We start from the raw sequence: 12,554 nt of genomic DNA, 5'->3' as shown, positions 1-12,554 counted from the left end.
CAGCCCACGCTGGCCCCTTCCGGCGAACCCGATTGCCACGTCGACTGCTGGTCGTTGTGCGAGAACAGCTTGGGCGGCAAGGCCACGCTGCCCGCCTTGTACTGCGCCAGGGTGGCGGGCTGGATCAGGGTGCCCACATTGGCCACGATGGCGGCGCGGCCATTGTCGAACAGGTCTTTCAGGGGCGCCAGCTGGGGATGCAGGGCGAAGGCGCGGCCCGTTTGCGCGGTGGAGGGTACGATGGGCAGTACGCCGCCCGTCTCGCCCACGCCGGACAAGTGGATGGAATCGGCGCCGCCCGTGTTGCGCAGGCGCGCGTATTCATTCCATGACGGGGGATCGGTGGCCAGCACCGTGTTGAAGGCGTCGTTGCCGCCTGCCATGAACAGGCAGACCATGGCCTTGTAGTCGTCGGCCGACTGCGCGGCGGCGTTGCCCATGGCGGCCAGGTTCAGGGCGAAGGGGGCGGCCGTGGTACCGGCCAGGCTCAGCATGGAACCGAGGAAGCGGCGACGGGAAAAGGGGATGTTTTGCATGGGATCGCTCTTATTTTTGTACCAGGTAGGCCGGCGAGGCCATGGTCAGGAAAATGGCCAGCTTGACGCGGTTGGCCTGGGCCGTGGCGACTTGCGCGGCATTGCTCGTCGTGGCTGCGGGAATGCTGACGCCATTGACGGCGGTCAGGATTTGCCCGCGCAGTCTGGCGGGCATGCTGCCATGCATCAGGAGCAGGTTGATGCGGTCGAGCAGGGCGCCGGTGTCGCTGGCCAGCGCCAGTTCGCGCGTGTAATCCGGTTTGACTTCACGGCTTTCGCCCACACCGCTATTGATGGCGTCCTGCATGAAGTTCAGATAACCGGTCACCGACGGTTCAGCCGTGATCTGCAGTTCCGGCGCCACCAGGCCCGCGCCGGCCAGGGCGGAATTGGGCGGGGTATAGGCGGGGCGGAAAAAACTGAATACGGAGGACGGATTCAAGGGATTCTGGCCCAGGCCGCTCAAAGGGTCGTCGAGGTAATACAGGCTGTAGCGGCCCCCGGCTGGCTTGGCATCGAAGGCGCGCATCCAGCCAGCCAGACGCAGCAGTGGTTCGCGCAGCTTGCCTGTGCGTAAAGTGGTGCCACCCGGGGCCAGCGCCTCTGGATCGAGCAGCACGGCGCGGATGACGGCTTGCATGTCGCCGCGTACGCCGCTGCCATTGTTGGCAAACGCGGCGGCCACACGGCCCACGTAGGCGGCGCTGGGGTTGCTGCTGACCAGGCGCTGGATCAACTGGCGTGCAAAGAACGGTCCCGCATTGGGATGGTTGAACAGGGTATCGAGCGCCAGTTTCAAGTCTGCCTGCCCGCTGCTGGCGCCGGAGATGCTCTGGCCCAGGAAGCGCTTGTCACCGCTGGAATGATAGGCCGCGTAGTTCTGCATCGGCTTCCAGTCGCGGTCGGGATCGGCTGTGCCGCCATAGAAACGCGTGGCGCTCTGGTCCGGACCGGCCCAGCTCCAGCCCGTAAAGACGCGAGCCAGGCCTGCCACGTCGTCGCGCGTGTAAGTGTCGATAGGCTTGCCACCGGACAGTTTCAGGCTGCCGTCCGCATTCAGCTGGTACAGGCCGATGGTAAACAATTGCATCACTTCGCGGGCAAAGTTTTCATCGGGCGTGCGCGTGGCCGATTCCTTCTGGTTGCGCAGGTGGGACAGGTACAGCCCCATCATCGGATGCAGGGCCACGCCCTCCAGCAGGTCGCGGAAGTTACCAAAAGCATGCTGACCCAGCATGTCGTAGTAACTGGCCACGCCACGCACCTGCGGCCGCACGGATTCATTCTGCATGGAGATGACGAAAATCTCGGACAGCGCAAAGGCCACGCGCTGGCGCAATTGATCCTCGCTGCGGATGCCCTGCTGCCAGAACGTTTCATACACTCCCGTAAATCCCACTTTTTGCCCGCCGGCGGCCTGCGCCGCCAGCATGGCGTCGATATATTTGCGATGCAAGGTTTGCGGCCTGGAAAACTGCGCGCGGAACCACGCATCGCTGTCGCTGGCGGCCAGCGCATCGATGGTGGCCATGTTGGGGCCGAACGTGGCGCGGCCCAGGAAACGCGACGCTTCCTGGCGCGTGAAGGTGGTCGCGGCCTGGCTGGCTGGGGGCGTGGTCAGGGGCGGCGGCGCAATGGTGTCGCCCGGCGTGACGCCGGGGGCCGTGGAATCGCCGGGCGCGGTGGTCGCTGGCGGTACCACCGATACTTCCTGTTTCTGGGTGGAATCGCTCTTGCTGTCGCCGCCACCGCCGCAGGCTGAAAGCAGGCTGAACAATGTGATGGCCAGCAAACGGCGCAAAGTTGGGTCAGTCATTTAGTTTCTCTCGGGCAATCAAATTTTAGCCCATTCATTGTAGGCCTTCGCTACCAAAATCCTGTTTTCAATTAACTATTTACGTGTTGGCCACGTTTTTATTTGCCGGACGTTGGCGTGGTATTGGTGCGGTTTTCGGCGCGGTAGCGCGAACTTTGTTCTTTGAAAATAAAAAATATTTTTTGCCGATAGCGAACCGTGTGGCGGATAGGCGACGTAATCATTCCTGCCAATTAAGCTTGTTTGAAAGCTCATCGTGGCAACGAAATTCGCTTCGCCGGAAACCATGGTTTTTACGCTATCGGCGAAACGCCGTTCGCCGCTACCCACTTCTTTCCCTTGCCTTTGCTGGCACGGCCCTTGCGATAACAGGGCATGGGCCGCGTGCCTTCCCTGTCGTTTTGCCGGAGCCTGCCATGACCAGCCGTCTGCTCGCCTATCGTCCCGAAATGGAATTGCCTGAAGCGCCGGGCATGCTGCCTTTGCAGCAGGAAGATGAACTGGCACTGGCGGCGCAATTGCTGGAATTGCAGGCGCCGGCCCAGTTCGATGCTTTCCTGGCGCGCCAGATGGGCGCTACCGCGGCGGGCCAGCAGCTGCGCGGCACGCCGCTGGAAGGGCCGCTGCGCCAGCTGCTGGGCAAGGTGGTGGCGCCGCTGCTGCCCTTGCATGGCGGTTCGCCGCAGGCGCTCAAGCGCCGCGCCGCCGGCATCTTCGGCATGGAACTGGAAGGGTTGAGCCCGGAAGACAAGGAATTCGAACTGGCGCGCCAGGTCGTGCATCTGATCGATGCCGTCAATACGGCGCTGGCGCAGGACGGCGGCACGGGCGCGCGCGCGCCCGGGGCGCGGGTGGAAACGGCCCTGCTGCAAGTGGCACGCAGCGTGGCGCCGGGCTTGCTCAGGCAGGCGGCGCGAACGCGAGGGCGGGACGGTGGCCGCTGGCGCCGCGAGGGCGGGCACATCGTCGTGCTCGATTGTTAGCCGGACGGCCAGTCTGTCCGGCAAGGTAGTCTCAACCGAGGTGATAACTTTGAGGAGCTGATCATGCATGACTTGGATCGTACGACCCTGGAATACGGGCAGGAGATGTCCGGCTTTGAAGCGGAGCAGTTCGAGTTTGGCCAGGGCGAGTGGAGTGGCGAGGGTGGCGCGAACGCCATGTTTTCCGAGACCGAGGAAATGGAGCTGGCGAATGAACTGCTGTCGGTCAGCAATGAAGCCGAACTGGAACAGTTTCTCGGCAATTTCCTGCGCAAGGCTGCCTCGGTGGCGGGCGGCATCATCAAGTCGCCCGTGGGACAAGCCATAGGCGGCGTGCTCAAGGGCGTAGCGAAAAAAGCCATTCCCCTGGCCGGCGGCGCCATCGGCGGCTATTTCGGCGGCCCGCTGGGCGCCAAGATCGGCAGCGGCCTGGCCTCGGCCGCCGGCAACGCGCTGGGGCTGGAAGCGGAGGCGTCGTCGAACGAAGACCGCGAATTCGAGGGCGCCAAGCAGTTCGTGCGCCTGGCCGCCGACACCGTCAACCGCGCCGCGATGGCACGCGGTTCGGGTGACCCGCGCGCCATCGCCCAGGCGGCCGCCAGCGCGGCGGCGCGCCAGTTCGCGCCCGGCTTGCTGGGACGCCCAGGCAGCCAGGTCGCCACGCAGAACGGCGGCGGCGCCGGTGCGGGCGGCGGCATGACGCAGGGTGGCGGACGCGGCCAGGGCCAGGGCGGCATGCGCCCGGCCAGCGGACGCTGGGCGCGCCAGGGCCACAAAATCGTCCTGTACGGCGTCTGACATCATGGCCATCGGCGCTTACGCCGCCTGGATGCTGGCGCAGGAGGCGCGCTCGCTGCTGACGCGGCTGGCGCGGCTGGAACCGTTCGCGCTGATCGAGCCGACGGTGCTGGCGGCCGCCCTGATGCCCAGTGCCCAGTCGGCCATCGAAAGCCAGCTGGTGCAGGGCCGGCGCGAACTGCGGCGCATGGTGGCCCAGTTCCAGTGGTGGCTGCGGCGCGAGCACGCCAACGGCGCCAGCATGGCCACGGCCGCCGAGGCGCAGCGCCGCTTCACTTTCCTGCGCCTGAAATTCAATGCCGCGCTGACCCAGTTCGACCTGTTCAACGAAGTCATCACGCAGCGCAGCGAGCACAAGACGGGCGTGTGGCTCGCCGGCCTCGACATCGTTGCCGCCGACGCGCTGGCGCTGCCCGGCAATGTGTATCAGGCGCCGCCCGTGATCTGCTATCTGGACCGGGGCCCGGGCGCGGCCATCCGCCGCGCACGCACGCGCCTGCCGGGCGGCGGCGACAATCCCGTCGCCATCATCCGCCTGCCGCGCGAACGCATGATCGGCAGCAGCATCGCCTCGTCGCTGGTGCACGAGGTGGGGCACCAAGGCGCGGCGCTGCTGGACCTGGTGGCGTCCTTGCGGCCCGTGCTGCAAGCCATGCAGCACGGCGGCAGCGGTGCCGTGCACGTGTGGCAGCTGTGGGAGCGGTGGATTTCCGAGATCGTGGCCGATTTCTGGTCGCTGGCGCGGGTCGGCGTGGCCGCCACGCTGGGCCTGATCGGCGTGGTCAGCCTGCCGCGCGTATTTGTCTTCCGCCTCAATGTCGACGATCCCCACCCGGTGCCATGGCTGCGGGTGCGCCTGAGCTGCGCCATGGGGCGGGCCCTGTATCCGCATCCGCAATGGGACCGCCTGGAGCAACTGTGGCTGTCGTACTACCCGCTGACCGGCCTGCCGCCGGCCCGGCAGCGGCTGCTCGAGCAGTTGCAGGCCAGCATCGCGGCCCTGGTCGGCTTGCTGGTGCAGCACCGGCCGCCGGCCTTGCGCGGCGCATCGCTGGCCGAGGCCATGGCCGTGCAGGCGCGCCAGCCGGCCATGCTGGCGCAGCTGTTGCGCAGCTGGACTTTGGCGCCGGCGCAGATGTACCAGGCCGCGCCGACGCTGGTCTTCGCCGTGCTGGGCCAGGCGCGCGCCAGCGGCACCTTGAGCCCGGAAGATGAAAGCGAACTGCTGGGGCGTTTGCTGACCCACTGGGCCTTGCGCAGCACCCTGGACACGTCCGAGCTGTGCGCCGATGTCGTGCGCCATGGCCGCCAGCCCGGCGGGCCGCTGCCGCCCCTGGCATCCCGTTTGATTATCCATTGAGGAGAATGACATGAGCAGCAAGATGAGCAGCAATATGGGTGGCAAGAACAGAGGGGCGGGCCAGGCGGGTCCGAAACACCACGGCGGCAGCATCGCTGTCACCGTGCACGAGCAGGACAGCGGGGCCATGGTCGTCAATGCCGCCATCAGCCTGTACCGGGGCGTGGATGCCGATTGCCATCTGTTCAATGCCGCCACCTGGGTACCCGACCCCGCCATGCTGGTGGGCGTGCGCTGGACCGACGGGCGTGGCGGCACCGTGTTTACCGACCTGGCGACAGGCAGCTACGTGGGAATGTATGGCAATTTCCCCTCCACGGCGCCCCAGTGCGTCACGGTGCAGGCCGGCTGCAGCGCCGTGCTGTGCTTCACGCCCCAGCTCAACCCGCAAGTGACGCTGGCATTTGAAACGGCCGACTGCCATCCCAGCGACTGCAATTTCGGCAGGGTGGGCGACCGCGCCGTGGCCACCATTTCGTTTGACGGCGATCAAAGCGCCGACGGGCGCGACCAGGTGCAGGTGCTGGCCGCCGCGCCGTGGGTGCCCATGCGCGGCGCGGCCAACGCTTTTTTCACGCCCGTGCGGCGCGCTGGCATGCACCGTTTCATGGCGCAGATGATGCTGTCGCAGCGGCCCGAACTGCGCAGCGCCTTGCCCGTGCCGGAAGGGCTGAGCCCGAACGCCATGCTGGCGCTGGATGCGGAATACGAGACGGAAGAGCGCCAGCCGCAACCGATCTCGGGCAATGTGGGCATGTCGCTGACGCGCACGGAAACGGAGCCCACGGAAGACTTGCCGCTGTGGACCTTGATACGCAACAGCACCGAGGCGATGTCGTTTACGAATTACCTGCATTTCATGGACAGCCTGTTTTGCGGCGACCTGGCCAGCGTGCGCGGCTTCGAGCAGGAGCGCTTCGTCAAAAAGGCGGAGGTGTTTCAGCAGCTCAGGCAGCGCCGCGCGCTGCCGTTCTCGGATTCCGACTCCTACCGCGTGCTGAAAGTGGCGACGGAAGCGTTCGTGATGGTCAATTGCGGCGTGCTGAACCAGCCGCTGGCCTTCAATCCTGCCGAGGACAACGCCTACCTGGACCGGCGCGACATCCCCCAGGGGCGCGACCTGGAAACCGTGCTGCGCAACGATTACCTGGAAAACATCGACGGCTTCCAGACCTTGCCTTATCTGGCCGTGATCCGCCGCAAGCTGCCCGACATTCCCATCAGCATCCCGCGCGGCCAGGAAGGTGAAGTCGACCTGTGCTTTGGTATCATCCAGGAAAAGCTGGCCAATCCCTGCCTGCTGGAACTGATCTGGTCATACTGGCATGAGGAGGGCATGCTGGTGCAGACCATGAACGCCATCGCGCAACGCTTCCAGAACCTGCGCGGGCCGGGCAACCATGTCGATCCCCTGTCGAACACGGAAATCGACATGTTGCGTCCGCTGAATAATTTACTCTGGGGATACACGCAGGATGAACAGCATCGGCTGACCGTGATGCGCCGGAATTATGAGTATGACCATCACTACGGTGTGCGCCTGGACGGCAAGGCAGTGCAGCACTTCCGGCCAGCCGATAGCCGCTCCAAATTCCTGGAAGCGTTCCACCACTTGCTGCGCCTGCTGACCTCGTTCTACAAGCAGGATGACGACACCACCGTGAAGGCCGACGCCTTCCCCGTGCTGAATGCCTTGAAAGAGATCCACCTGATCCTGTCGCAGGGCGCGCACAACCAGTTCGGCGACTTGCCATCGACGGCGCGCATCGAGATGTTGATGCAGCAATGGATGCTGGCGCGTCCCGAATTCCGTGAATTTTTACCCACGCGCGTGATGGTGGCGTATCCGGAACCGTGGATGGACAGGGTTGACGCCATGAAGAAACTGCAGGGCTGGACGGATACGAGCGTGATGCACTTCCGTAACCTGGCCATCTTTGGCGAGCAATTGCTGCTGTCTGTGCGTTACGGCAACTGGAGCGATATTTACGAGCCGACCCAGGCCTTCAACTGGGCGCGCTTCTGGCGGCCGCAAGTGCAGGGCTATATCCATGGCTACCGCGCCGCCACCGGCGTCGATCTGTCCGTCGACAGCAGCGACCCGGTGGTCGAATCGACGATGCCCTCGGTATTGCTGCGCCAGCGCCTGAGCCAGCAGCTGCGCAGCGTCTAGGACGGGAGGGAGGCGCGTGCATGCTCGATTTTACCAGCGCCCTGTACCTGGGCATGCGCCATCCGGCGGCCTCGCTGGCGCCGTGGAGCAGCTTGACCCTGGGCCAGCCGGCGGCGCTGCAGGAGCCGCCCGGCGCGCTGGCCCTGGCCGCAGACCTGGCTGCCCTGCAAGGCTGCGAGGCGGCCTGCTTGCTGCCGTCGACCCTGCACCTGTTCTGGGACCTGTTCGGCATGCTGGCTGCCGAGCGCCTGGTGATCCTCGTCGATGGCGGCAGCTACGCCATCGCGCGCTGGGGCGCCGAGCGGGCGCAGGCGCTGGGCGTGCCGCTACGATTGTTTCCCAGCGGCGAGATGGCGGCGCTGCGGCAGCTGATGAGGGCCTGGGGCAGGCAAGGGCGGCGTCCATTGATCCTGGCCGATGGCTATGTGCCGGGCAGCGAACGGGTCTTGCCGCTGGCCGGCTATGCGACCCTGGCGCACCAGGCCGGCGGTTATCTGCTGCTGGATGACACACAGGTGCTGGGCGTGACGGGTACACAGGGCGGCGGCTCGGCGCGGCTGCATGGCTTGCATGGGGAATCGCTGATCGTCGGCGCCTCGCTGGCCAAGGGATTCGGCGTGCCGCTGGCCGTGCTGGCCGGCAGCCGCAAGCTGTTGCGGCGCTTCGCGGCGCACAGCCAGACGCGCGTGCATGCCAGTCCTCCCTCGGCCGCCGTGCTGGCGGCGGCGCGGCGGGCGCTGGCGCTCAATGCGCGCCATGGCGACGCCTTGCGGTCCAGGCTGGCGGACAGGGTGGCGCAATGGCGGACGGGAATGGCGGCGGCCGGCATCGCTTGCCAGGGCGGCAGCTTTCCCGTGCAGCGCCTGCCAGGGCGCGCCCATTTGCAGCCAGCCTTGCGCGCCGCGGGCGTGCTGGCGCTGGCGCAAGCGGGGGACGGTCCCGGCGCGCTGACTTTTCTGCTGCGGGCCGACCAGACGCCCCGGCAACTGGAGCAGGCGATGGACTTGCTTGAACATCACACGAGGAGGCGATATGAACGAAGCGTTTGAAATGCTGCCCTTTGCGGGGCAGGCGGGAGCGGCCGGCGAGCAGGAGTGGTCGGGGGAATGGTCGCAGGAGTGGTCGCAAGAAGAGACGCAAGAGGGGGAGGAAGAGGGCGAGTGGGAAGGTGAATGGGAAGGTGAATGGGAGAGCGAATGGGAAGGCGAGCGTACGCGTCCTGGCGGCGCACGCGGCGCCATGCGCGGTGGCGGCCTGCGTGCGAGGCCGCCGCTGCGGGGCCCGCGCCGTCCCGCGCCGCCACGCTACCAGGGCCAGGGCCGCCGGCCGCCCCGCTATCCTCCGCCGCCCCTGCCGTATCTGCCGCGCTACCGGGGCTGGGGCGGCTATGGCGCCATCTACCCCACCATTTATCCTGCGCCATATCCCGTGTTCGGCGGCCAGCAGGAGCCTGCGCCGTATCAGGACACGGATCAGGACCAGGACCAGGGGCAGGATCAAGGACGGGATCAAGGGTTGGGGCAAGACCCGGACCAGGATGGCGGCCAGATGCAGGGCGAAGTGCCGCCCATCCTGGCGTCCACCCTGGGCCGCGTGCCCGGCGCGGCGGCCTTACGCTACCAGGCGGTGGGAGCGATTCCGCAGGCCGTCAACGATGCGAACGCCACGGGGCCGGGCCTGTATGTGATCGAGTTCAACACCCGGGATGGCCGGCGCGCCTACAGCGGCCAGACCGACGATTTGCGGCGGCGCCTGAAACAGCACCACCTGTGCGGCAAGATGATGGGCATGGACATGAGCGGGCATGACGTCTATGTGGCGCCGCTCTCCTCGGCCGCACAGCGGCGCAGCCTGGAAAAGGGTATCCACAGCGACATGTTTACCCACCGGCGCGGCGTGCTGACGAACCAGCGGCGCGAACTGGAAATGGCCGTGCTGGGCGAAATGTGGGGCTGACGCCAGCACCTCGATGACTGCGAAGGAGGCCATCATGCACCAACTCGAATGTCAATGCGGGCAATGCCGGCAGCGGGCCGGCGCCGCGTTTGAAGTGCTGGAATTTGGCCAGGCCTGGCCCGGCAAGGACCGCGCGCCGGCCGTCTTCAGCGAAGAGGAAGAACTGCAACTGGCCATGGAGTTGCTGGAAGTGGCCAGCGAGGAGGAGCTGGAGCAGTTTCTCGGCAATGTCTTCAAGAGCGTGTGGAAGGGCGTCAATAAAATGGGTTCCACCATCGCCAAGATGGCCAAGCCCCTGGGCGGCGCCTTGAAGGCCGTGGCCAGGACGGCCTTGCCCTTTGTCGGCGGCGCCCTCGGTTCGATGATCCCGGTACCGGGCGTGGGCACGGCGCTCGGCTCGGCCCTGGGACGCGCGGCCAGCAATGCGCTGGAGATGGAGATGGAAGGCGAAGCGGAGGGCGAAGCGCCGGCCGACCGCGAACTGGCGCTGGCGCGCCGCTTCGTGCGCATCGCGGGGCAGGCGGCGCGTCTGGCCGGCGACAGCGATGGCAGCGCGCGCGCCGTGGAAAGTGCGCTGACGCGTGCCCTGCACCAGCAATTGCCGCACTTTCGCTCGCCTGCGCCGCAGCCGGAAGATGAAAGCGGACGCTGGCGCCGGCGCGGCAACCGCATCGTTGTCATGGGCGACTGGCAATAGCGCGGCATGATGATCATCGATTGCCACTGCCATGCGGGACCCGGCGACGGCTTGAGCGGGCCGTGGGACAGCGATGCGCCGCTACAGGCCTACTTGCGCCGCGCCCAGGCGGCCGGCATCGCCCGCAGCGTGCTGTTCGCCGCCTTCCACTCCGATTACGCCATCGCCAACCATGGGGTGGCGCGCCTGGTCGCCGCCGATCCGCAGCGTTTTTATGGCTTTGCCTTCGTGCATGCTCGGCGCGACCGGGGCCGCATCATGGACCTGGTGCGCACGGCCGTCGAGCGCTACGGCTTTGTCGGCATCAAGGCGCACCGGCTTGACGCGCGCATCAGCGGCGAACTGTGCGATGCGGCGCGCTTCTTCGGCTTGCCCGTGCTGTACGACCCGGCCGGCGAGGTGGCCGTGGCCGAACTGCTGGCGCAGCAGTATCCCGACGTCGATTTTATCCTTCCCCACCTGGGCAGCTTTGGCGACGACTGGGCGGCGCAGCTGGCGCTGATCGACCATCTGGTTCGCCATCCGAATATCCATACGGACAGCTCGGGCGTGCGCCGCTTCGACTTGCTGCAGCAGGCCGTGCGCCGCGCGGGGCCGCACAAGGTCTTGTTCGGCTCGGACGGCCCTTGGCTGCATCCGGGGCTGGAATTGCACAAGATTGAGTTGCTGGGATTGCCGCCAGCCGATGCGGCGCTGATCACGGGCGGTAATTTTTTGCGGCTGGCGCGGCTGGCGTGAGGCAGATCAAAGGGCGGCCGGCGGTGTCGCGGCAGTAGTGGCCGTAGTGGCTTGCTCTTCGCCGGCGGCCGCCTTGCGGCGTATCTGCAGGGCGCGGTCGGTCACGCCAAGGCGGGCGGCGGCGCGCTGGTTGTTGCCGTGTTCTTCCGCCAGCACGAGGCGGATGGCTATGTCGGTGGCGCAGCGCGTGATGTGCGACAGCTTGCAGCCCTGGGCCAGCGCCCGCCGCACGGTCGCTTCGAAGTGCTGGTCGGGCCAGAGCGGCGCCAGCAGCCGTTCGTCGGGCGGCAGGGCGCCGATGGTGATGGGGCCGGGGCCGCAATGGCGGTGCCAGATGCGCGTGACGGTCTGGCGCAGTTCGCGCACATTGCCCGGATACTCGCGCAGCAGCAGGTATTCGCGCACGGCAGCGTCCAGCGCGGGCGGCGGCTGTTGCGCCAGTTCAGCGAGGAAATGCCGGGCCAGCGGCAGGATGTCGTCCTGGCGTTCGCGCAGGGGCGGGGTCTGGCAACGCCAGCCGGCGATGCGGTAATACAGGTCGGCGCGGAAGGCGCCGCGCGCCACCTCATGTTCCAGCTCGCGGTTGGTGGCGCAGACGAGCCGAAATTGCGTCGGCTGCCAGGTATTGCCGCCCACGCGCTTGTATTTGCGCTCCTGGATGGCGCGTAGCAGCTGCGCCTGCAGCGGCAGCGGCAGCTCTCCCACTTCATCGAGGAAGAGCACGCCGCCGTCGGCCAGGGCGAAAGCGCCGTCGCGCGCGGCCGACGCGCCCGTAAAGGCGCCCCGTTCATGGCCGAACAGTTCGCTGCCCGCCAGTTCCGGCGACAGGGTGGTGCAGTCGAGAATGGTGAAGTCGCCGCTGCAGTTGCCGAGGCGGTGGACCAGTTGCGCCAGTAAATCCTTGCCCGTGCCCGTCTCGCCCGTGATCAGCATCGACGCCTGGCTGAAGGCCGCCATTTCCACCACCTGGTGCAGCAAGGCGGTCCAGGCCGCGCTGTCGCCCACCAGTTGCTGGCGCACGGCGCTGGACGCCAGCAACTGCGCCACGGCCTGCCAGCGCTGCAGGCGCGCCAGCACCTGGCCCGCATCGATGCTACCGGCCGGCCACAGCAGCACATCGAGCGCGCCTGCCGCCAGCAGTGCGCGCTTTTGCGCGCAGCTAGGGGGCTGGCCGCAGGCGGCAATGGCCAGTACGGAAGCATGGTGGCATAGCGCCGGCAGCGCTTGCAGCAGCGCGGCATTGGCCTCGGCAAACAGCACGATGCCCGCCCCATCCTCCTCGCCATCGTGCCGCCGGGCAACAGTTACCTGAGCCTGCTTCAAGGCCGTCATCAGCAAGGCGCCACTGCCAGCCGCCGCCTGCTGCACGATTTCCAGCCACACCTTGAGCGTCATATGCCAGCCATCACGAGGGCACGAGTCGCCCATCTTAGAAGCCCGACACCCCAGCCGTTTGATCTGGCGCAAGCGTGCGCGGTAGTTCATGAAATGAAAAAC

General features: G+C 66.8%; 11 protein-coding genes. 8 read left to right on the top strand and 3 right to left on the bottom strand.

All coding sequences use genetic code 11. The annotated features are described in order from the left end of the window. Together GYK42_RS23930 and GYK42_RS23925 are read right to left on the bottom strand one after the other, a co-directional pair. Positions 1-536, bottom strand: a 536-nt coding sequence (locus tag GYK42_RS23930) for a DUF1501 domain-containing protein (protein ID WP_166449526.1), incomplete at its 3' end; no start/stop codon positions are given. A gap of 10 nt (positions 537-546) precedes the next feature. Further along, positions 547-2,352, bottom strand: a complete 1,806-nt coding sequence (locus GYK42_RS23925) for a DUF1800 domain-containing protein (RefSeq protein ID WP_166449525.1) — start codon at positions 2,350-2,352, stop codon at positions 547-549. A gap of 416 nt (positions 2,353-2,768) precedes the next feature. On the opposite strand from GYK42_RS23925, the gene GYK42_RS23920 reads away from it, so the two are divergent. From GYK42_RS23920 to GYK42_RS23885, 8 genes are all read left to right on the top strand, one after another. Next, on the top strand, positions 2,769-3,335 hold the full coding sequence (locus GYK42_RS23920; protein ID WP_166449524.1) for a hypothetical protein: 567 nt from the start codon (positions 2,769-2,771) through the stop codon (positions 3,333-3,335). A 63-nt stretch (positions 3,336-3,398) separates the two neighbouring features. Then, positions 3,399-4,133: a hypothetical protein gene (locus GYK42_RS23915; protein ID WP_166449523.1), complete on the top strand. Its 735-nt coding sequence runs from the start codon at positions 3,399-3,401 to the stop codon at positions 4,131-4,133. A 4-nt stretch (positions 4,134-4,137) separates the two neighbouring features. Further along, complete coding sequence (locus GYK42_RS23910) at positions 4,138-5,493, top strand: hypothetical protein (protein WP_166449522.1); 1,356 nt, start codon at positions 4,138-4,140, stop codon at positions 5,491-5,493. Between the two features lie 10 nt (positions 5,494-5,503). Further along, entirely contained in the window at positions 5,504-7,666 is a 2,163-nt protein-coding gene (locus GYK42_RS23905; protein WP_166449521.1) for a hypothetical protein, read from the top strand. Between the two features lie 20 nt (positions 7,667-7,686). Further along, positions 7,687-8,715, top strand: coding sequence for an aminotransferase class I/II-fold pyridoxal phosphate-dependent enzyme (locus GYK42_RS23900; RefSeq protein ID WP_166449520.1), 1,029 nt, complete (start codon positions 7,687-7,689; stop codon positions 8,713-8,715). After that, positions 8,699-9,622 carry a GIY-YIG nuclease family protein gene (locus tag GYK42_RS23895; RefSeq protein WP_166449519.1) on the top strand — a complete coding sequence of 308 codons (924 nt, stop codon included), beginning with the start codon at positions 8,699-8,701 and terminating at the stop codon, positions 9,620-9,622. Before GYK42_RS23900 ends, GYK42_RS23895 begins: the two co-directional genes overlap by 17 nt. Before the next feature lie 34 nt (positions 9,623-9,656). Then, complete coding sequence (locus GYK42_RS23890) at positions 9,657-10,319, top strand: hypothetical protein (protein ID WP_166449518.1); 663 nt, start codon at positions 9,657-9,659, stop codon at positions 10,317-10,319. A 6-nt stretch (positions 10,320-10,325) separates the two neighbouring features. Further along, a complete protein-coding gene (locus GYK42_RS23885) occupies positions 10,326-11,057 on the top strand; it encodes an amidohydrolase family protein (RefSeq protein WP_240943768.1) in 732 nt (243 codons plus the stop codon). A 6-nt stretch (positions 11,058-11,063) separates the two neighbouring features. On the opposite strand, the gene GYK42_RS23880 is transcribed toward GYK42_RS23885, so the two are convergent. Next, a complete protein-coding gene (locus GYK42_RS23880; protein ID WP_166449517.1) occupies positions 11,064-12,452 on the bottom strand; it encodes a sigma-54-dependent transcriptional regulator in 1,389 nt (462 codons plus the stop codon). Positions 12,453-12,554 lie beyond the last annotated feature (102 nt).

It is taken from the genome of Janthinobacterium lividum (assembly GCF_011601275.1).
Taxonomy (GTDB): Bacteria; Pseudomonadota; Gammaproteobacteria; order Burkholderiales; family Burkholderiaceae_D; genus Janthinobacterium; species Janthinobacterium lividum_E.
This window is presented reverse-complemented; position numbering and strand designations above follow the sequence as displayed.

Bases quoted from the DNA above. Each gene is read 5' to 3' on its own strand.
- GYK42_RS23900 (WP_166449520.1), top strand. From the start codon at position 7,687: ATGCTCGATTTTACCAGCGCCCTGTACCTGGGCATGCGCCATCCGGCG.
- GYK42_RS23910 (WP_166449522.1), top strand. From the start codon at position 4,138: ATGGCCATCGGCGCTTACGCCGCCTGGATGCTGGCGCAGGAGGCGCGC.
- GYK42_RS23885 (WP_240943768.1), top strand. From the start codon at position 10,326: ATGATGATCATCGATTGCCACTGCCATGCGGGACCCGGCGACGGCTTG.
- GYK42_RS23895 (WP_166449519.1), top strand. From the start codon at position 8,699: ATGAACGAAGCGTTTGAAATGCTGCCCTTTGCGGGGCAGGCGGGAGCG.
- GYK42_RS23905 (WP_166449521.1), top strand. From the start codon at position 5,504: ATGAGCAGCAAGATGAGCAGCAATATGGGTGGCAAGAACAGAGGGGCG.
- GYK42_RS23890 (WP_166449518.1), top strand. From the start codon at position 9,657: ATGCACCAACTCGAATGTCAATGCGGGCAATGCCGGCAGCGGGCCGGC.
- GYK42_RS23880 (WP_166449517.1), bottom strand. From the start codon at position 12,452: ATGACGCTCAAGGTGTGGCTGGAAATCGTGCAGCAGGCGGCGGCTGGC.
- GYK42_RS23925 (WP_166449525.1), bottom strand. From the start codon at position 2,352: ATGACTGACCCAACTTTGCGCCGTTTGCTGGCCATCACATTGTTCAGC.
- GYK42_RS23920 (WP_166449524.1), top strand. From the start codon at position 2,769: ATGACCAGCCGTCTGCTCGCCTATCGTCCCGAAATGGAATTGCCTGAA.
- GYK42_RS23915 (WP_166449523.1), top strand. From the start codon at position 3,399: ATGCATGACTTGGATCGTACGACCCTGGAATACGGGCAGGAGATGTCC.